This window comes from Photorhabdus sp. CRCIA-P01 (assembly GCF_003545805.1).
Lineage (GTDB): Bacteria > Pseudomonadota > Gammaproteobacteria > Enterobacterales > Enterobacteriaceae > Photorhabdus > Photorhabdus antumapuensis.
In genome coordinates this window covers 17127-37998 of record NZ_NMQR01000013.1, presented here as the reverse complement: position 1 = coordinate 37998, position 20872 = coordinate 17127, and the positions used below count along the sequence as shown (strand labels likewise).

The window sequence follows — 20872 nt, the reverse complement described above, 5'->3', positions numbered from 1 at the left end:
TCTACTCGCTATGAAAATATTGGTGATCGGTCCTTCGTGGGTGGGTGACATGATGATGTCGCAGAGCCTTTACCGGACATTAAAAGCTTTGCACCCTAATGCAGAAATTGATGTGATGGCTCCAGCCTGGTGCCGACCACTGCTGGACAAAATGCCGGAGGTCAATCAAGCATTAGCTATGCCATTAGGGCATGGCGCACTGGCATTAGGCGAACGCCGTCGTTTGGGAGTCGCCTTGCGTGAACGTAAATATAATCGTGCTTATGTGCTACCAAATTCTTTCAAATCTGCCTTGGTGCCTTTCTTCGCCAATATTCCTCTGCGCACCGGCTGGCGTGGTGAAATGAGATATGGATTGCTCAATGATATTCGTACATTGAATAAAGAAGCCTTCCCACTAATGGTTCAACGCTATGCCGCATTGGCTTACGATGCAAAACCTAGTTGTGCGACAGATCTGCCTCAACCATTACTTTGGCCTCAATTAGATGTCAGTGATGAAGATATTGCTGAATCCACTGCGGCATTCAATATTTCTGATCATCGGCCTATCATCGGGTTCTGCCCCGGCGCAGAATTTGGCCCGGCAAAACGCTGGCCGCATTATCACTACGCCGCATTGGCTCAACAGCTTATTACTAAAAAGGGATATCAAATTCTGCTATTTGGCTCTGCCAAAGATCACGAAGGTGGAGAGGATATTCGCAAAGCACTGACGGAAGAAGCCTGTGAACACTGCATCAATCTTGCCGGACAAACCTCTCTTGAACAGGCAGTCAATATTATCGCCGCCTGTGATGCCATTGTGACCAACGATTCTGGTTTGATGCATGTTGCCGCAGCACTTAATCGCCCCCTGGTTGCACTTTACGGCCCAAGTAGCCCAGATTTTACCCCACCATTATCCGATAAAGTGGAAGTTATCCGTCTTATTACTGGCTATCACAAAGTCAGAAAAGGTGACAGTGCACATGGCTATCATCAGAGTTTGATTGATATCCAACCAGAGCAGGTGACAACTTCCCTGGAAAAATTATTACAAGCGGAGAACCAGAGTTAATGCGGGTTTTACTGGTTAAAACTTCTTCTATGGGCGATGTCCTCCACTCGCTCCCTGCACTGACTGATGCAGAAAAAAACTTACCTGACGTCCGTTTTGATTGGGTAGTAGAGGAAGGTTTTGCCCAAATCCCTGGCTGGCACAGTGTTGTTGATCAAATTATTCCGGTTGCTATTCGCCGCTGGCGTAAAAACTGGTTTAGTCCAGAAAATCGCGCGGAACGCCGTTCATTCAAAGAAAAATTAAAATTACATCAATATGATGCCATCATCGATGCTCAAGGGTTATTAAAAAGCGCATTTTTGGTCACTCAATTAGCTTATGGCCCTAAACATGGTTACAACCGTAAAAGTATCCGTGAGCCATTAGCAAGTTTTTTTTATGATTTCTGTCATGCAGTCAGTAAGCAACAACACGCCGTGGAACGTATCCGGGAACTGTTTGCCGTCAGCCTGGGTTATACCAAACCGGCAGCACGGGGCGATTATGGGATTGCCCGTCATTTTCTGCGCCAGCATCCAGAAAATCAGGGTAATTATCTGGTTTTTCTCCACGCCACAACTCGCGATGAAAAACATTGGCCGGAGAGCCATTGGCGACAACTTATTGCTGAAATTCAGTCGACGGGTGTACGAATTAAGCTCCCCTGGGGCGCAGAACATGAATACCAACGTGCGCTAAGGTTGGCGAAAAACTTCCCTCATGTGGAAGTATTACCGAAGCTAACTTTGGCACAAGTAGCCCAAGAGCTGGCCGGTGCAAAAGCGGTTGTTTCTGTTGATACCGGCCTGAGTCACCTCACTGCCGCATTGGATCGCCCTAATATCACGTTGTTTGGTCCGACAGATCCAGGACTCATTGGCGGTTATGGCAAAGAACAAATATCTTTAAAAGCAGAGGATGGGAATATCAAAAGTATTACGCCATCGAAAGTATTAGTTCATCTTCAGAAAAATATTGGCTGATTAATTATTAAATCTGAGGCGTTTCAGGTAGACGACTAATTTTTTGGTCGTTAACTGAAAACAGATAATTTACAAAAATTTCCTTTAAATTTAATATTATTAATAATAATGAGTCCTAATTTAAACAAAATAATATATACCCAATAGATTTAGAGTCGCAGCGCGGCGGCAAGTGAACGAATCCCCAGGAGCATAGATAACGATGTGACTGGGGTGAGTGAAAGCAGCCAACAAAGCAGCAGCTTGAAAGATGAAGGGTATATTTAACACTTAACCTAATTTAGGCAGTATTATCTGCCCAAAATTAAGCGAATCTCTATTAATATATTTATGTTAATTCTATTTTATTAATCATGATGACGTCTTAAATTGATAATATTCAGCTAATGTCATTCCTCGAACCTGTGGCTGTAAGTAGTTAAATAGTGCCTCCAGATCCTGATAAAGTAATTCAATCTGTTCTTCATTTTTAAATGTCGGGCTACCACCAGGCATAAATTCAGATGAATGCAGCATAAATTCAACATAATCACAGCCTTCTGCTAATGTCTGCTGGACCACTTTTTTCATCTGTTCCAGATTGCCGCCTTTTGGCCTTAGCCAGTTAACAGATGGAGAACGCTGTTTCCCACGTAAGCTGTCATATTTCTGTTTAAGGAAATTCATCAACGGAGGATGTTTATATTGAATGCTCATAGGGACTTCCAGTAAAGGAGAATCACCTTCTTTAGCAATATTCTGCAAATCCATAAAATAGGCATAAGATGGAAAATAACGATAATCAGTTCCACCTTTACCATTAGGATCGCCTTCGGTAAAACGCCAATTAACCCGTGGTGTTACTGAACAATCGACTTGATAACCATATTCCACCAGCAATTCAGCATAATATTCATTAAATGCCCAACGACCTGCCCGATGACTTAACATTTTAATCTGTAGTTTGTCTTCCAATAATTTAGTCATGAGATCAATTTTGGCTCTGACTTGTTCTTTCGGAAATTCAATTAGATAAGGTTTATAACGCATATCATCGTCTGTAAGAGGAACAAGTGGTGGATTATTCCAGGCATGTAAATGCATACCAATTTCCCCCTGCCCTCTGGCAATAATATCTTTGGCAAATTCAATGTATAAATCATCCATTGCCATTTCATAGTTTGTTAACCAAACTGGCTTAAAACCAAAGCGCTCACATAAACGCTGAAATCTTGGTAAATAATAGGTGTTTTTTGTCGAGATCTGACCGTGATTTTGCCACAGGTCATCACCCTCAGTATCAATAGTGATAATAAATGCAGGTCGAGTCATCAGAATATGCCTACAATAGAATAAAATGATGCCTTTATAGTACGAAAATCTATAAAATAGTGCAATTATCCTATCATATATATAGCAGTTACATATCTCATTAAATCCTATATTCTTCATCTTTCAAGCTGCTGCTTTGTTGGCTGCTTTCACTCACCCCAGTCACATAGTTATCTATGCTCCTGGGGATTCGTTCACTTGCCGCCGCGCTGCAACTCGAAATCTATTAGGTATATATTTCATATCTAATCTTATCAATAAGAAACGTTATAAAATGAAATGCGAGATTTTTCGGAAAGTTTTTTTCTTCTATTAAGTTCTCCTAATTTCTGAGACTTTTTTCATTCATTAATTTATCTAAATAATCATACTCAACAAGCGCATATAACCACTCTTACTTCTTCATTAAGGATAGATATTTTGCCAAAATAATATCTAAATCAAACTTCTTATACATATCCTCTGTAATCACAGGCGGTTCATAATAGACAAACTTCATTTTCTCTGCGAACGAATCAACTGTCAGTGCTGATTTATATTTTTCCAACTCACCAACCATAATTTCATTAACGCCACCAGGACACATCGTGCTAACAATGGGAGTATCACAAATCAATGATTCAATCAGTACGTTACCTAATCCTTCACTGTCAGAACTCAAGACCACCGCTTTAGCTCCACGGATAACAGGTAATGGATTTTCAAGAAATCCGGTTAAAACAACTTTAGATTGTAGGTTTAAATCCACAATCTTCTGTTTTATCTGTTGAGTAATAGCCTCATCTCCGTGACCAACAATCAATAATTTACAGGGAATATTCGCTTTAACAAACGCTTCCAATAAACGATCATGCCGCTTAACCCGGTGAAATCTGCCAACATGTAATAAATAGGTCTCATCCGAATAGGGGTTATTTTGCAGAGATTTTTCTTTAATATCTGGGATATTGAAAGGATTATAAATCGTCACCATTTTATTAGGCGTAAGTAACAAATTATTTTCTAAATCTTTTCCTACCGCATCAGATACACAAATTAAATTCCGGTTATTGTATGTCCACTTGATTTTTTGTTTCTTGATCCAGCGAGATAATCCCGTTTTATTACCAAGATATGAGTTTGAAAATACGCCATGAATACAAAACCATACGTTTAATTCCGCTAATACTTTTGATCTCACGACAATGCGATCAGTTTTATGCAAGTTTGAGACAATCAACGAAGGGATTCCCTTGCGAAGAAAAACTTTTTCTAAAACTTTATCCATAGATTTAGCCCGACGGCAAATCTCAGTCTGTCTTCTAAAAGGCCCTTTGTAGCTATCAGCATCAATGATCAGTTCAATACCACCAGGCACTGAATATTCACACTTCTCTGCCAAAGAGAGCAGAGTAACAGCATATCCTCTCCGTTGCAGACCATCACAAAGCCGGATAGTGACATTTTCCGCACCACCTCCAGGTAATCCATCAATGATAAATAATATGTGTTCTTTCATGATGAGAGCACCCTTTCATATAATCCAATAAGCTGTTGTGATAAATGTTCCGGTGTATAACAGAGTATTCCTGTTCTCGCTAATTCTGACATTTTATTCTTCAAATGATCTGAAGGTGTATTCTGAATCGCTTCCGTAATATCTGAAATAGCCAGAGCATCACAGACAAACCCGTTATTCCCAGAGTTAACAAATTCAGCGCCACCACATGTCGTACTGGTTATTACCGGAAGTCCGCAAGCCATTGCTTCCAGTATCACATTTGGAAACGGATCATATAAGGTCGGTAGCAACAAACCATCGGCAAGCTGATAAAAAGGTAACGTCTTTTTTTGAACGCCCATAAACCTGATTCGTTCATTACATCCCAGTGAATTGGCTAACTGCTTATATTTTTTTTCTTCTTTATCCTGCCCTACAACTATTAAATAGGCATCAGTCGCATTCACTGCCTGAATCGCAGCTTTTAATCCCTTTCGCTCAAACCCCGAACCAACATAAACTAAACATTTAGCCTGTACGGGAAGGTTATGTTCTTTCCTTAATTGTATTCTCTGAGATTCCGTTGCCGGAAAAAATTGTTTATTGTCTATCGAATTATAAATAACCGATATTTTTTCCTCAGACAGCCCAAAATCCGTCATGACCTCCCTTTTTACCATTTCCGAGTTACAAATAACCATTTTTAATTCTGGTGCCGAATACATCTTTTGCTCAGCATCCATCACATAACGATGGTAACGACTCGTAAAAAGTAATTTGCTTCGCCAAGGAGATAAAACACGCGCACGCTGCTGTAACCAACGCTGATGAATGCCGTCACCCGCACGATAAATATCGCAACCGGCAATACGTTCATGACTCTGAACAAGATCAAATTGCTCTTTTTCCCATATTGTTTTGGCAGCTTTGGCAAATCCTCTCTCACGGCTGATGCGTCCCCATTTATGAGGATTTGCTAAATGAACATGCCAATCAGGATTAATGTCTCCCTGCCAGGAACGCGTAATAACGTTAAGCTCCAGATTTTCATTCCCTAAAGCTTGTAAGGCGCGGGAGACAAAACGTTCCGCACCACCATCCGGACGATATTTCTGCCGAACAATCGCAAGACGTACTAATTTCATAATAAATTTCTCCGGGCGGCAGCAATAACCATCTCACTGGGAATGACATTCAGATAACGTATATCCGTTTTAGTATCAATATCATCAGGATCAGGTAAATCACCATAATCACCAGCCCAAATAACTTCACCTTTCGCTTCCCACGGACGCCAGAATACTAATTTTGATGGCCCAAATAAAGCAATACCCGGTGTTTTTAACGCAGCGGCCATATGCATAGCAACGGAATCCATCCCTATGAATAAATTAGCCCCATCAATCAGCGCTGCAAGTTGAGGCAACGTTAATTGGCCGGCAAAAGAAATCACTCTCTCTTTTGGGCAATTTGATAAAATCTTCTCTACCATCTCTTCCTCCTTACGATCTGGCCCGGAGGTAACAACGATTGTCCAACCATCAGACTGTAATGCATTAATCGTTTCACTCATTTTTTTTTCATCCCAACATTTAAAAAACCAGCGGGATGTTGGTTGCACAACAATATACTTTTGATTTACACCATGCTTATCAAGAAGCACCAAAACAGCCTCTTTATCCTCCTGGCGGTAACTCATTGTCACTGTAGTGTTGATTAACGGAAGATTTAACGGCGAAAGAGCTGACAAACTTTGCTCAACAATATGCAAAAACTGACTATGTTCTGTCGGCACAAGATTTGTGAAACATTTTTTCCAAAACAGGCTGCGTCGTTTTGCTAAATCAAACCCAATACGCACTTTTGCGCCAGTAAATCGTGTCACAAATGCACTATACCATTGATCAGTAAGATTAATAACCAGGTCGTATTGACGATGTCTTAATCGTTTAAGCAATCTCCATTCATGACCCAAATGGGTTTTAATTCCTTGTTTCTTCCATTGTCTATCTATAAAAAATAGATTAGCCACAGCAGAAAAATCAGCCAATATTGGTTCGGTTTCTTTGTAGAGTAAAACATCAATTTCCACTGCGGGATAATTATCCTTAAGAGTATTAATAACCGGTGTAATTAATAATACATCACCATGATGTCGTAACTTTATTATCAGAATACGGTCAAATTGAGTTTGTAATTTACTCATTGCATTCCCAGTATAAAGATACAGATAAAAGAGAAAACTGCCGCAACTATGTGCAGAAGCTGCAAAAAATCCGCTCTACCTTCATATATAATAGAAGCACGATCTTACGCAAAAACCCTAATTTCCCTCTCCAATTCTGTTCAGATCCTAGAAGCCATACGCATTTTCATACTTTCTTTGAAGCAATGTGATACTATTGACGCTAATTTATATAAGTGAATTTGATAGAATGTTACTGCGTTTATATCAGGTACTTCTCTACCTTATCCAACCTCTGATTTGGTTGCGTTTATTGCTCCGCAGTCGCCAAGCCCCTGCTTACCGTCAGCGCTGGGGTGAACGCTACGGTTTCTGTGCCGGTAAAGTTGCCGCTGGAGGCATCCTGCTCCATTCCGTTTCCGTTGGTGAAACGTTGGCCGCCATCCCTTTAGTCAGAGCCTTGCGCCATCACTATCCTTTTTTACCGATTACCGTGACAACGATGACGCCAACGGGCTCAGAAAGAGTGCTTTCTGCTCTGGGAAATGATGTTAATCACGTCTATTTGCCATACGATCTCCCCGGTTCCATGGAGCGCTTTCTCAATCAAGTTAATCCAAAATTAGTCATTATTATGGAAACAGAACTTTGGCCTAATCTGATTTTCCAACTTCACCAACGTAACATTCCTTTGGTCATTGCTAATGCCCGCTTGTCTGCACGTTCCGCTGAGGGATATCAAAAAGTAGCGAGTTTCGTAAAAACAATGTTGCGCAGCATTACCTTAATTGCCGCTCAGAATCCAGAAGATGGTGAACGTTTTGTTGAACTGGGTCTAAAACGCTCTCAACTGGCTATCACTGGTAGTTTGAAATTCGATATCTCAGTAACACCTGAATTGGCAGCCAAAGCAGTGACATTACGGCGCCAATGGGCTGCTCGCCGTCCTGTCTGGATAGCCACCAGCACCCATGATGGAGAAGAGAGTATTATTCTAGATGCTCATTGCAAATTACTGAAACAATGTCCAAGTCTGCTGCTGATCCTGGTACCACGCCATCCTGAACGTTTTATTAAAGCTGAAGAATTAACAAAGAAAGCCGGGCTCAGCTATATTCTTCGCAGTTCTGATAAAATCCCTGACGCCAATATTCAGGTAGTTATCGGCGATACAATGGGGGAACTGATGCTGCTCTATGGTATTGCCGATTTGGCTTTTGTTGGTGGCAGCCTGGTTGAACGTGGCGGCCACAACCCGCTAGAAGCGGCAGCCCATGCTATTCCAGTGCTGATGGGCCCTCATACCTTTAACTTTAAGGATATCTGCACCAAGCTGAATCAGGCTAATGGTCTAATTACCGTTACGGACAGCCACTCTTTATTCACCGAGATCAACAGTTTACTGACTGACGAAGATTATCGTCTGTATTATGGTCGCCACGCAGCAGAAGTACTGCATGAAAATCAAGGGGCTCTTCAACGTCTACTTAAACTACTGGAACCCTATCTCCCACCTCGGAGCCACTGAATGAGTGACAAAAAACGTCTTTCCGTTGTCATGATCGCTAAAAATTCAGCGGATCTGATAGCAGATTGTCTGGCCTCAGTCCGTTGGGCTGATGAAATCATCGTTCTCGATTCTGGTAGTTCAGACGATACCTGCCAGATAGCACAGGCAATGGGTGCAAAAATATTCTCCAATACTCGCTGGCCGGGATTTGGTCGTCAGCGTCAGCTAGCTCAGCAATACGCCTCTGGCGATTATATTTTTATGATCGATACTGATGAACGCGTAACATCAGAACTCAGAGCATCCATAGAACAGGCTCTGGCACATATTGATAACAATAAAGTCTACAGTTGTGCCCGCCGGAACTTGTTCCTTGGCCGCTTTATGAAACACAGCGGCTGGTACCCAGATAGGGTTATTCGTCTCTACGCCCGTGATCGTTATCAATACAATGATAATCAAGTTCATGAATCTCTTGAAACTCATGGCGCTCCAGTCGTTATTCTGCAAGGAGATTTACTTCATCTTACTTGCCGTGATTTGATGGAATTTCAGAGAAAACAGCTAAATTATGCTAAAGCCTGGGCAGAACAGCGCTATGAACAAGGTAAACAGTGCGGTTATTTCTCAATTTTCAGTCACACTTTTGGCGCTTTCTTTAAAACCTGGCTGTTGCGAGCTGGCTTTCTTGATGGTAAACAAGGGTTAGTATTGGCTATTGTCAACGCTCAATATACGTTTAATAAATACGTCGCATTGTGGGAAAAGAGACAACAAAAGGGTAAAAATTGATGAAAACCAAAGCTATTTATCCCGGAACATTTGATCCTGTTACCTACGGTCATATCGATATCGTCACCCGCGCCGCAGATATGTTTGACCATGTTCTATTTGCTATCGCCAACAGTGCCAGAAAGAATCCTATGTTTACTCTGGATGAGCGCATTATCCTGGCAAAAGAGGTGACCTCACATCTGGATAATGTGGAGGTGGTAGGTTTCTGTGAATTAATGGCTAATTTTGCAAAAAAACAACAAGCAAATATTCTTATCCGTGGCCTTCGTTCAGTATCTGATTTTGAGTATGAATGGCAGCTTGCCAATATGAACCGCCACTTTATGCCCGAATTAGAGAGCGTTTTTCTGCTGCCATCACAAAATCTCTCGTTTATATCTTCATCCTTGATTAAAGATGTTGCTCTCCACGATGGCGATATCTCATCATTCTTGCCAGAACCTATCGCCCAGGCCATGCTAAAAAAGCTAGGCAAGTAATTTACTCCGTTCACTGGAGGCGGCACAAAGTAAGATATTCCCTATGCAACGCCTCCCGTGACTATTCAATATCAACTAATACTGACAGTGACGGCAAAAGAAAGTACTGCGCTGCCCAAGCTTAATATTCTCTATTTTTTCACCACAGATTCGGCATGGCTCTCCGGCTCTGCCATAAACAAACAATTCCTGAGCAAAATAGCCCGGTTTACCATCAGATTGCAGGAAATCTCTGAGTGTCGTACCACCCTGCTCAATAGATCGTTGTAGAACCTTCTTAATCGTTTCTGCCAGTAAATTAGCTTCACGCTCAGTTAAAGTATGCGCGGGACGATCAGGCTGAATATGAGCAGTAAACAACGCTTCATTCGCATAGATATTACCGACGCCAACAACCAGTTTGTTATCCATTAGCCAGGGCTTAATCAAGGTTTTTTTATTACTTGATCGGGTGTAGAGATAAGAACCATTAAAATCATCAGAAAGTGGCTCAGGCCCTAAATGAGCCAATACCGAACACCGTTCGAGGTCATCACTCCATAGCCACGCACCAAATCGTCTGGGATCGGTATAACGCAAAACCTTACCATCCGCCATCACTAAATCCACATGATCATGTTTCTCCGCAGGGCGCTCCTCCGGCAAGATACGCAAGCTGCCCGACATCCCCAAATGGACAATAATCCAACCATTTGCCAGTTCAATCAGCAAATATTTGGCCCGGCGTTGAATGCTAAGCACACGCTGGTCACTCAACTTCATAATTTCTTCCGCCACCGGCCAACGTAACCGACCATTCCTGACTACCGCATATTGGATCACATTCCCTACCAGATGTGGCTCTATTCCTCTCCGGCTGGTTTCTACTTCTGGTAGTTCTGGCATGGTAATAACTCCTAATTATGTATACCCGTTATCTTTCAAGTTGCCTCTTTGTTGGCTGCACTCACTCACCCCGGTCACATAGTTATCTATGCTCCCGGGGATTCGCTCCCTTGCCGTCGCGATCCATCTTGAAATCCATAGGGTATTATTGTTTCAACTCTATTGCATCTCAGCAGATTAAGATAATCTTTTCATGTATTATTTCCAACCAAACTCAACAAAAATGAAAGCAGATTGATGCATATGTTTAATATTAAAAGTCGTGATAAAAGGTCATTATGGAATTTATCCATCATTGGGATTTATATAGCCCTTGTTTATCTGCCTGATATAACGAGATATAAAAATCTGGTTATCGTGCTTATTGGTATTACAGCACTAACCTATCTGGTGACAGATTTCCGCCAAGTGATGCGCTCCATGCGTAGTTCGCTATTTCTATCCATACTGTTATTCATCGTAGCAATGTTCTATTCAGTAGCGATTTCCGTCGATCCCGCATTGAGTTTTCAAGAGATGAATAAACCTATCTTGAATGGGCTGTTATTGTTCAGTTTTACTTTTCCTGTTGTACTGTACAAAGAAGATAAAGAGAGTATTGCCAAGATGGTTCTGTATTCATTTGCCATTGGTATGCTGGCAATATGTCTAACTGATATTGGTAAATACATTATTAACTACAATAAAGGTGAAATGCCTTTTACCAACTTCAACCACAGAGAATTTTCTTACGGTTTTATTTTCTATTTTCCCGTCTTACTTTGTACTTGGGCATTGTGGAAAAAACATACCTTGGTGAGTTGGCTGATACTGGCTGTTGCTTGCGCTATCAGTCTGTTTTTGTTATTAGGTACCTTAGCTCGTGGCGCTTGGGTCGCCATTGCCGTCATCACTGCTTTTATCATCATCATTAATCGGGAATGGAAGCTGACCATAATAGCGAGTTTAATCCTTAGCTTTTCAATTGTGCTTTCTCACACTACGATAATAGCTAATGAAAATACTAAATTATTATTTTGGAAGCTTACTCAAACTGATAGCAGCCATCGTTATAAAAATGGCACACAAGGGTCTGCTCTTGAGTTGATTCAAGAAAACCCGATTAAAGGCTACGGTTATGGCAATAAAGTCTATCATAAGGTCTACAATGAACGAGTTGCTGACTATCCAGACTGGACATATCGCACATCCATTGGCCCCCATAATATCTTTCTGGCATTCTGGTTTGCCGGTGGAATCATCGGTTTGATCACAACCTTGCTGATGACTTTTTCAGCTCTGTACACAGGTAGCCATATTATTAGCCGTAACAATGGCGCAATAAAGCAGGCCAGTATTATTCTACTAACAGGATTTATCGGATTGTTTATTGTCCGAGGAGCCTTTGAAAATACCTATATCAATGAAATAGGTATTCTGTTCGGTCTGATGATTGCTCTATATAAACAGAAAAACGATTAACCAGATATCTCGGCTATATTATCAAACCGATTATTATGCAGAAATATCCTTTGATATTGTCTGCATAATAAGCTTCGCTCGCTGTTCCCAATTAAAATGCTCTGTCACCAACATTTTTGCATAACTGACTTGTGACTTAACTTTTTCTGGATTATCTCTTATTAACTGAATCTGTTGAGCAAAACTCTCCGCATTTTCACTGTCAGCAAAACTGACCGCATTTTCATCAGCTACATCACGAATCGAAGGAAAATCGGAGATAACCACAGGCTTATCCATCGCCATATATTCAAATAGTTTCAGTGGCGAAGTATAGCGACTGCCAATGCTGGTTTTGGTTAATGGCAACAGACAAATATCATTATCTGCAATTATCTGAAAACGTAATTTAGGTTGAATAAACCCAAGAAAATTGATTTTATCGCCAACCCCCATTTGCTGAGCAATCTGCCGTAATTGCTGAATTTGCCCTGGTTCACCACCAGCAATATTCAATACTGCATTTTCAAGGTAAGCCATCGCTTTGATCGCCGTAGGAACACCTTTCCAACGATGCAAGCTGCCCAAATAAAGGATCTGGGTTGGTAATTCACTGTAGGCTGATACACGTTTATCTAATGACATCGACTCGACTGCCAGCATATCCACACCATCTGGCGCAACAACTATTGGCGTGCTGACATTATATTCACTAATAATATCATCACTGAGTAACGACGTCAGAACGAAAATAATCCTGGACTGACGATAAACAAGGTGTTCAATTTCTCTCAGCTTCTGATATTTACGCTGATTTTTATTTTTACTTAAATCATGCGACTCTTTAAATGACTGGGCAAAAATCTCATGACTTTCAAAAAATAGCGGAATTTCTGGATGTTCACATAATAAATACTTTGCCATTTTCAGATTACGGGTGAAAATGGCACTTACCTCATTTCTCTTCAACCAATGGGAAACCTGGAAATAGAACATTTTTTGGGTATTGAACGGAAAATACCATTTACGCCGAATATTGCGTAAAGATATCAGTCTAGCTGATAGTGATAATGAACGTCCCAGTATCTCCTCAGCGGTATTTTTACCTTCAGGCGTAACCAGATATACGCAGGCTCCTTGGCGAGCAAACGCATCAACATTTTGCAAAATTTGCAATGATGCTACCCGATAATCAGGAACCGGATAGGGATCAATATAGGCAATCTTCATTATTTATCGCTTTCAGTAAACGATTTGCCGAATGCTCCCAGGTATACATTGTTTCAATCCGTTGACGAGCTGATTTTCCCATTCTTTGCCCCCTGTCTGGTTGACACAATAAAAAATTAACCGCATTGGCAATTGCAGAAGCATCCCCTGGCGTGACTAAAATACCCGAATTGTTTTCGTTGCCGACAACTTCAGGTATACCGCCGATATAACTGGCAATGACCGGTCTACCACACGCCATCGCTTCCGCAATCGTAATCCCAAACGCTTCATCACCAATACTTGGGAAAATCCCTGCATCACCAGCAGCATAATATTCAGGCAACTGATCATGCCCTACCGGTGGATGGAAGATGACCTGTTTTTCCAGCCGTAATGCCGCAACCCGCTTTTCCAGGCGTTTCAGATCTTCACCCGCGCCAATAATCAGCAATTTAACATCTTTATCCTGTAGCTGAGCCATTGCATCAATAGCCACATGCATACCTTTCCAGCCAACCAACCGCCCGGCAAAGGTCAGCAAAAATGTTTTATCACTGATCCCAAGACGAGTTCTGACAGAAGAGTCTATCGGCCTGAATTTATTAATATCAACACCATTGTAAATCACCTTCGGGAATTGTTTAAAATGGTGCTGAATCTGCCAGGCATTAAAATGGCTGCATGCCACCCAAGCTGAAATTCGCTTACTCAGTTTTCTATCACCCTTGAAGAAACTGGTGCCACCGCTCATATAGCAAAATTTAGTGCGGCTCTCTTTTAGCATCATTCGAGGCCAGAAAAAATCAAATGGCTTAGTCAGAATAATCCAATCAAAATCCTCAGTAACCACCGTATCGCGAGCATGGCGAGCAAATGAGTAGCGTTCAATAATACGTTGAAAACGTCGACCAATATTAATGACTTTCTCTCTGGGAATGAATGGAAAAGTGTGAACCTTGATTGCTCTTCCATTGAGTTCTGGCTGGACATCACCCTTGCCACCAAAAATATGGATCTCATGACCAGCATCAGTCAACGCTTTCGCAAGTTCCCAGACTGCCGTCTGAATACCACCGTAAGACATCGTTACCGTGACATCAACCAAACCTATTTTCATCTTTTCTTCCTGACGACTTAGTTTCTAGTAACTTTTGCGTTGCCTGCCAGACTTGTTCAACAGATATTGCAGACATCGGGTCTTTGCGTGTGGCTTGCATATAGTGAACCGGATGTTCAATAACCACCAAATGCGAATGCTGTTGAGGTGCCAAAAAGCGGCCTGGGTGGAAACTATGATACATAGCAACCATCGGGATACCTAATGCACCGGCTAAGTGTGTCGGCCCTGTATCAACACCAATGTACAAATCAAGTTGACTCATTATTGCTGCATTTTGTCGCATTATCAGTCTACCAACCAATGAAGTACACTTTTCAGCCCCTAACCTTTTTGCCAGTGACTGTGCAACAATTTTACCGTCAGTACTGCCTAATAACATAATATGCGCATGGGGATAACGGCTATAAATGTATTGCGCTAATCGATAAAAATGTTCAACCGGCCAGTCACGATAAGCTTTTGCCGGGAAACTTTGTAACTGAAAACCAATCAGGAGCTTGTTTTCTAAATGATACTGCCGTATAAAACCATCGGCAAAGTGTAACTCCTTTTCACTCACACAATAATTCAACCGCCAGTCATTCACCTCAACATCTACCGCGCTAGCAAGCATGGCCCGTTCCTGTTGAGCTGGCATCAACGTCTTTGGTTTTTCCACAGTCAGCCAATCAGATTGCAACGTGGACTTATCTGAAAATGAAACTGTTAAGCGTGATTTACGTTTCGCATACTGCAATAAAGGTTTATCGGCACTATATACTAAAGCCAGATCATAATGTTTACGGGTAAACCAACCACACCATTTTGCCTTACCTTTCGAAAAAGCAGTCAATTTATTGATATCACTTATATTTTCAAGGATCTGCTTAGTCCTTTTATGAGCCATGACATCAATATTCGCACCAGGCCATTTCTGTTTTAAAGCACGGATCACCGGCGTTACCAATAAGGTATCACCGAAACGTGCTATAACAATGACCAGAATATTCTTGATCTGCATAAGACAATTATCTAATTAATATGCCATAAAATTCAACAAAATATACAAAAAAACCATTTTGCATACGATTGATCGCAACAGGGTGATTTAACTAATAATCAACTTTAAAGTAGTTCAATATCAATAAGCTGACATTACCCAAAACCATAAACCAAAGAATAAGGATCAGAACAAATCTTAAAGAATGTTAATGTTTTTTACCTTTAATGCTGCGAAAAAAGATATTTTCCATTTTATCCAACATATTATCCATGCCAAATAAAGCCATTGCCCGTTCTAATGAAGAATGACTGAATTGCAAACGCTGTTCATTATTATGAATCAACAACTCTAAACTTTTCGTCAATAACTCTGTATTTCTGGGTTCCACGATATAACCCGTTTCGCCATCAACTACCGCTTCGGTAATTGCACCAACGGAGGTTGATACAACAGGTACCCCACACGCCATTGCTTGCATAATGCCTTGTGGCACGCCTTCATTACCAAAAGAAGGTAATGCAAATAAATCCATCGCATTCAAACAATCAGGAACATCCTGACGGTTACCTAAAAAAATGACACTGTTCGACAAACCTTCTCGCTTTACTAAAGGTTCCAGTGACTTACGTTGTGGACCATCACCAACAAACAAAAGTTGCCAATCGGGATATTTCTGGTGCAGCACTTTCCAGCTTTCCAACAGATAGCGATGCCCTTTCCAAGTTCTCATGGTCGCAACGACACCTAATGTCGGTTTATCTTGAATCCCAATCCGCTGGCGGCAAACTTTCTTATCTTCTGGTCGGAAACGATCTAAATCGATGCCGGTAGGCACTGATGTCATATGCTGTAATGGATAACGATTATTGGCATGCAGATGTTGGCGTAGTTTTTCACCTGTGGTCGCAATATGTCGGCACGCTTTCAGATACAACCAACGAGTTGATATTGAATTAGAAACATGAGTAGAAACATGCCTGGTTCTAACCATTGGCGGCATATGCCTTAATGTTGCACAAGCCGCAGCAACCAACCATGCGTCTGTCGAGCTATGTGTATTAATAACGTCAAATTGACGGCCTTCTTTTTTCAACCAACGGCGCATAGCAAGAAAGCAGGACAGCCGCTTTTTCTCAATAGGCAGGGCTATTGCTGGCACACCATAAGATTTTGCTTCACGGTAGATATTAGAACTAGGACAACAGATAATAACCACCTTGTGCCCACGTTTTATCATTCCTTGGGATTCCGTCAGAATTCGGATCTCCTGACCACCCCAACCACAAGATGATTCTGTATGTAAAATATTTAATTTTTCTTTAGCCATTTCGGTTTCATATCCAGCCTACCGGAAGGCGTTAGTATAGCGAAACAGCATCTTACGTCTACGAATAACAGGATATATATGAAATGTAGAGAAGAATCAGTGAATATCGGTTAAAACTCTTCAGACAACAAAAAACCCGACCTAAGCCGGGTTTTTATCAAATCAACCAAAATTATTTAATCTTGGCTTCTTTATACATAACATGCTGACGAACAACTGGATCAAACTTTTTCATTTCCAGTTTCTCAGGCATAGTACGCTTGTTCTTCGTAGTGGTATAGAAGTGACCAGTACCAGCCGAAGAAACTAGCTTAATTTTATCGCGAATACCTTTAGCCATTTTTCAGCTCCTTAGTACTTCTCACCGCGGGTACGAAGCTCAGCCAAAACTGCATCGATACCCTTCTTATCAATCACACGCATACCTTTAACAGATACACGCAGAGTTACAAAGCGCTTCTCGGACTCAACCCAGAAACGGTGGGAATGCAGGTTAGGCAGAAAACGACGCTTAGTCGCATTCAATGCATGAGAGCGGTTATTACCACTCATCGGGCGTTTGCCAGTAACTTGGCAGACTCGGGACATGTCTATTCTCCAAAAATCAAATCAGCTCGAGCTTTGTATTGGGTATGGCCGCCTCGTCAGGCTTAGGAGCCCATCTCAGCAAATTCCACTGAAAAGACTCACATTTACTCAGAAAATGTGCTGAGATAGGCTCTTCTCGCCAAACCAAAGATCCTCAAAGGTGGCGTAGTATACGCCCTCAATCGCTGACGCTCAAGTCCCGCACAACCAAAGATCCATAAGGATCTTGAAAAAGTTAGCTAAATCCATCCTCTCTCAGCAAATGAAACACAACATTGCCGACCAATAACCAGATGATCCAGCACTTTTACACCAACCAAATTACAGGCATCAATCACTTTATCTGTAACAATCTTATCTGCCAAACTTGGTTCTGCATGACCTGATGGATGATTATGGGCCAAAATAACGGATGAAGCATTCACCTTTATCGCCGATCGGACAATTTCACGAGGATGGACTTCAACTCTATTAATGGTGCCTTTAAACATCTCCTCATGACAAATGACTCGATTTTGATTATTGAGAAACAACACAACAAATATTTCCCTATCGCGCCCTGATAATAGGTTTTGCAAATACTCTTGAGTCACACTTGGACTACTCATAATATCCTCATGCATGAATTGGCTGGAAAAAAAACGCTTTGCCAGTTCTGCAATAGCCTGTAATTGTGCATACTTAGCCAATCCCATCCCTTTATGAGAACAAAAAGTGTCATAATCAGCAGAGAGTAAATGGTACAAAGACCCAAATTCTTTCAATAGAAATTCAGCCATTCGTAAAACAGGCAGTCCTCTGGTCCCGGTACGCAGAAAAATAGCCAGTAACTCAGCATCTGTCAGAGAAACCGAGCCATAAGCCAACAATTTTTCTCTGGGAGCTAAATTTGAATATATTTCTCCTGTATTTTCAGCGATATCAACTCCCATATTCATCTCCCTGCTCTGTTTCACCTGATGCAAACAGTATTCCATGCCTTAAATATAAGGGCGAATATCATATTCAAGAGCTGCGTAGCCGCTCGCAAACTTATCCTTTTTTACAATCAAAGCTCAGACTCTGCTCAACTCTGTAATCTCTTGTGATAAAATCTTGGCCTCTTGCAACTTAATATTCGGACAATCATGATGGCAGGACTTTCCGGCAAACAGATTGTGCTCGGTATCAGCGGAGGAATAGCCGCTTACAAAACTCCCGAGCTAGTACGTCGCCTGCGTGATCGCGGCGCACAAGTACGTGTAGTGATGACACCAGCAGCAGAAGCGTTTATTACACCCATGACGTTGCAAGCGGTTTCTGGTTATCCCGTTTCCGATGACTTGTTAGATCCGGCGGCAGAAGCGGCTATGGGGCATATTGAACTCGGTAAATGGGCTGATCTGATTATTCTCGCCCCGGCTACCGCTGATTTACTGGCACGCCTGGTAGTCGGTATGGCAAATGATCTCGTCACAACTGTCTGTTTGGCCTCCCCAGCCCCAATTGCCGCAGTACCCGCAATGAATCAACAAATGTTTCGAGCTCAAGCAACACAACATAATCTCAAGCGCCTTGAAGAACGAGGCGTTCTCCTGTGGGGACCGGACAACGGCAGCCAAGCTTGTGGTGACGTTGGTCCCGGCAGGATGCTAAATCCAATGGCGATTGTCGAACTCGCTGAACAACATTTTCAAGCAAGCCAGGACTTAGCTCACCTAAAACTTGCTATTACCGCCGGACCAACCCGTGAAGCATTGGACCCTGTCCGCTTTATCAGCAATCACAGCTCCGGCAAAATGGGGTTTGCTATCGCCCAGGCTGCGGCAACACGTGGTGCAGAAGTCACCCTGATCACTGGCCCCGTTAATTTACCGACACCACCGGGAGTCAAACGAATCGACGTCACCAGCGCTCTGGAAATGAACGAACAAGTACAGGCAGTAGCGGGTTCACAGAATATCTTCATTGGGTGTGCTGCGGTTGCAGATTATCGCGCTAAACAGGTTGCCACAGAAAAAATTAAAAAACAGGGTGACGAGATTACTTTTACCTTGATCAAAAACCCGGACATTGTTGCCAATGTAGCAGCAATGCAAGAAAACCGCCCTTTTGTGGTTGGATTTGCGGCCGAAACCCAGAATGTGGAAGAATACGCACGAAAAAAACTGAACCAAAAACATTTGGATCTGATTTGTGCAAATAATGTATCCCTTACTAGCCACGGCTTTAACAGCGATACTAATGCATTACATTTGTTCTGGCATGAGGGAGAAATCCGCTTACCTCATAGTAATAAGTTATTACTCAGCCACCATTTATTAGACGAGATAGTCAGACGCTATGATGAAAAAAATCGATGTTAAAATTCTTGACCCACGTATCGGGAAGGAATTTCCTTTACCAACTTACGCCACGCCTGGCTCCGCAGGTTTAGATTTGCGGGCTTGCCTTGACAAGGCGATAGAATTGGTTCCAGGACAAACTGAGCTTCTTCCAACCGGGCTTGCTATTCATATTGGCGATGAACAACTGGCGGCCGTTATTCTGCCTCGTTCAGGTCTTGGACATAAACATGGCGTCGTTCTGGGTAATTTGGTGGGTTTGATCGATTCTGATTACCAAGGTCAGCTAATGGTTTCCGTCTGGAATCGTGGTGATAAAGCCTTCATTATCCAACCCGGCGAACGTATCGCTCAGATGGTTTTTGTACCCGTCGTCCAGGCTGAATTCAATCTGGTGGAAGATTTTGAAGCCAGCAAAAGAGGCAGCGGCGGTTTTGGTCATTCCGGTCGCCAATAAATCTCTGTAAAACCTAATACCATTTAATATCATATTCTTTGCTCAAAATACCATTGAGCAAAGAATTACTGATTTGTTTGTTTTGCTGTTCTTAACAAAGGTCTTGTCAGACATGGCAGAAAACGAAAATACGAAGAAAAGAAACAGACGCGAGGAGATCTTGCAAGCGCTGGCGCATATGTTGCAATCCAGTGACGGTAGCCATCGAATCACTACCGCCAAACTAGCCGCCAACGTAGGCGTTTCTGAAGCTGCCCTATACCGGCATTTTCCTAGTAAAACCCGGATGTTTGACAGCTTGATCGAGTTTATTGAAGACTCATTAATTTCACGGATTAACCTGATTCTGCAAGATGAAAAAGATACCATAACTCGTATTCGCCTGATATTGATCCTGATTTTGGGTTTTTCAGAAAAAAACCCGGGTCTGACCCGCATCATGACAGGTCATGCCCTGATGTTTGAACAAAACCGACTGCAAGGGCGAATAAATCAATTATTTGAACGAATTGAAGTACAGATCCGTCAGGTTTTAAAAGAGAAAAAATTACGTGATGGGCAAGGTTTCAGTTATGATGAGTCGTTGTTAGCTTCTCAGTTACTCGCATTTTGTGAAGGGATGCTATCACGTTTTGTACGCTCTGAGTTCCACTATCGTCCAACACAGGAATTTGAAGCACGCTGGCCATTATTACTGGCTCAGTTACAATAAGTTATTCTACTACTCACCCCGCCCGTTATTGGGCGAGGGC

Annotated in this window: 21 protein-coding genes; 9 read left to right on the top strand and 12 right to left on the bottom strand. The window is 42.0% G+C overall.

All coding sequences use genetic code 11. The annotated features are described in order from the left end of the window. The first annotated feature begins 10 nt into the window (after positions 1-10). Both rfaF and rfaC read left to right on the top strand, forming a co-directional pair. On the top strand, positions 11-1060 hold the full coding sequence (gene rfaF / locus D3222_RS10155; RefSeq protein ID WP_118986050.1) for an ADP-heptose--LPS heptosyltransferase RfaF: 1050 nt from the start codon (positions 11-13) through the stop codon (positions 1058-1060). Beyond that, positions 1060-2025, top strand: a complete 966-nt coding sequence (rfaC, locus tag D3222_RS10150; protein ID WP_118986049.1) for a lipopolysaccharide heptosyltransferase RfaC — start codon at positions 1060-1062, stop codon at positions 2023-2025. Before rfaF ends, rfaC begins: the two co-directional genes overlap by 1 nt. A gap of 351 nt (positions 2026-2376) precedes the next feature. On the opposite strand, the gene D3222_RS10145 is transcribed toward rfaC, so the two are convergent. The 4 genes from D3222_RS10145 to rfaQ form a co-directional block, all read right to left on the bottom strand. Beyond that, complete coding sequence (locus tag D3222_RS10145) at positions 2377-3336, bottom strand: polysaccharide deacetylase family protein (protein WP_118986048.1); 960 nt, start codon at positions 3334-3336, stop codon at positions 2377-2379. A 394-nt stretch (positions 3337-3730) separates the two neighbouring features. Continuing rightward, the gene (locus D3222_RS10135) at positions 3731-4834 is read right to left on the bottom strand and encodes a glycosyltransferase (protein ID WP_118986046.1); all 1104 of its coding nucleotides are present in this window, start codon (positions 4832-4834) and stop codon (positions 3731-3733) included. Beyond that, positions 4831-5961: a glycosyltransferase family 4 protein gene (locus D3222_RS10130; RefSeq protein ID WP_118986045.1), complete on the bottom strand. Its 1131-nt coding sequence runs from the start codon at positions 5959-5961 to the stop codon at positions 4831-4833. The genes D3222_RS10135 and D3222_RS10130 overlap by 4 nt, the downstream gene beginning before the upstream one ends. After that, complete coding sequence (rfaQ, locus tag D3222_RS10125) at positions 5958-7022, bottom strand: putative lipopolysaccharide heptosyltransferase III (protein ID WP_118986044.1); 1065 nt, start codon at positions 7020-7022, stop codon at positions 5958-5960. Before rfaQ ends, D3222_RS10130 begins: the two co-directional genes overlap by 4 nt. 229 nt (positions 7023-7251) lie before the next feature. Here rfaQ and waaA point away from each other — a divergent pair, with 229 nt between their 5' ends. From waaA to coaD, 3 genes are read left to right on the top strand one after another with little or no spacing between them, the layout of a single operon-like run. Next, a complete protein-coding gene (gene waaA, locus D3222_RS10120) occupies positions 7252-8529 on the top strand; it encodes a lipid IV(A) 3-deoxy-D-manno-octulosonic acid transferase (RefSeq protein ID WP_118986043.1) in 1278 nt (425 codons plus the stop codon). Further along, the gene (locus D3222_RS10115; protein ID WP_118986042.1) at positions 8530-9303 is read left to right on the top strand and encodes a glycosyltransferase family 2 protein; all 774 of its coding nucleotides are present in this window, start codon (positions 8530-8532) and stop codon (positions 9301-9303) included. After that, a complete protein-coding gene (gene coaD / locus D3222_RS10110; RefSeq protein WP_118986041.1) occupies positions 9303-9785 on the top strand; it encodes a pantetheine-phosphate adenylyltransferase in 483 nt (160 codons plus the stop codon). Before D3222_RS10115 ends, coaD begins: the two co-directional genes overlap by 1 nt. Before the next feature lie 75 nt (positions 9786-9860). Here coaD and mutM read toward each other — a convergent pair whose 3' ends face one another. Further along, a complete protein-coding gene (gene mutM / locus D3222_RS10105) occupies positions 9861-10670 on the bottom strand; it encodes a bifunctional DNA-formamidopyrimidine glycosylase/DNA-(apurinic or apyrimidinic site) lyase (RefSeq protein WP_118986040.1) in 810 nt (269 codons plus the stop codon). Between the two features lie 243 nt (positions 10671-10913). Here mutM and rfaL point away from each other — a divergent pair, with 243 nt between their 5' ends. Next, positions 10914-12131: an O-antigen ligase RfaL gene (rfaL, locus tag D3222_RS10100; protein WP_198672783.1), complete on the top strand. Its 1218-nt coding sequence runs from the start codon at positions 10914-10916 to the stop codon at positions 12129-12131. Between the two features lie 33 nt (positions 12132-12164). Here rfaL and D3222_RS10095 read toward each other — a convergent pair whose 3' ends face one another. The 7 genes from D3222_RS10095 to radC form a co-directional block, all read right to left on the bottom strand. Further along, positions 12165-13340: a glycosyltransferase family 4 protein gene (locus tag D3222_RS10095; RefSeq protein ID WP_118986038.1), complete on the bottom strand. Its 1176-nt coding sequence runs from the start codon at positions 13338-13340 to the stop codon at positions 12165-12167. Beyond that, complete coding sequence (locus D3222_RS10090; RefSeq protein WP_118986037.1) at positions 13321-14439, bottom strand: glycosyltransferase family 4 protein; 1119 nt, start codon at positions 14437-14439, stop codon at positions 13321-13323. The genes D3222_RS10095 and D3222_RS10090 overlap by 20 nt, the downstream gene beginning before the upstream one ends. Further along, on the bottom strand, positions 14420-15442 hold the full coding sequence (locus tag D3222_RS10085) for a glycosyltransferase family 9 protein (RefSeq protein ID WP_118986036.1): 1023 nt from the start codon (positions 15440-15442) through the stop codon (positions 14420-14422). Before D3222_RS10085 ends, D3222_RS10090 begins: the two co-directional genes overlap by 20 nt. Before the next feature lie 187 nt (positions 15443-15629). After that, entirely contained in the window at positions 15630-16751 is a 1122-nt protein-coding gene (locus D3222_RS10080; protein WP_118986035.1) for a glycosyltransferase family 4 protein, read from the bottom strand. A 172-nt stretch (positions 16752-16923) separates the two neighbouring features. Further along, a complete protein-coding gene (gene rpmG, locus D3222_RS10075) occupies positions 16924-17091 on the bottom strand; it encodes a 50S ribosomal protein L33 (RefSeq protein WP_010847629.1) in 168 nt (55 codons plus the stop codon). A gap of 11 nt (positions 17092-17102) precedes the next feature. Then, on the bottom strand, positions 17103-17339 hold the full coding sequence (gene rpmB / locus D3222_RS10070; protein ID WP_011148921.1) for a 50S ribosomal protein L28: 237 nt from the start codon (positions 17337-17339) through the stop codon (positions 17103-17105). Between the two features lie 239 nt (positions 17340-17578). Beyond that, a complete protein-coding gene (gene radC, locus D3222_RS10060; protein ID WP_118986034.1) occupies positions 17579-18271 on the bottom strand; it encodes a RadC family protein in 693 nt (230 codons plus the stop codon). A gap of 195 nt (positions 18272-18466) precedes the next feature. Between radC and coaBC the strand changes: the two genes are divergently transcribed. From coaBC to slmA, 3 genes are all read left to right on the top strand, one after another. Beyond that, on the top strand, positions 18467-19684 hold the full coding sequence (coaBC, locus tag D3222_RS10055) for a bifunctional phosphopantothenoylcysteine decarboxylase/phosphopantothenate--cysteine ligase CoaBC (RefSeq protein WP_118986033.1): 1218 nt from the start codon (positions 18467-18469) through the stop codon (positions 19682-19684). Continuing rightward, the gene (gene dut / locus D3222_RS10050; protein WP_118986032.1) at positions 19662-20120 is read left to right on the top strand and encodes a dUTP diphosphatase; all 459 of its coding nucleotides are present in this window, start codon (positions 19662-19664) and stop codon (positions 20118-20120) included. The genes coaBC and dut overlap by 23 nt, the downstream gene beginning before the upstream one ends. A 112-nt stretch (positions 20121-20232) precedes the next feature. Beyond that, positions 20233-20832 carry a nucleoid occlusion factor SlmA gene (slmA, locus tag D3222_RS10045; protein ID WP_112877832.1) on the top strand — a complete coding sequence of 200 codons (600 nt, stop codon included), beginning with the start codon at positions 20233-20235 and terminating at the stop codon, positions 20830-20832. Positions 20833-20872: the final 40 nt, after the last annotated feature.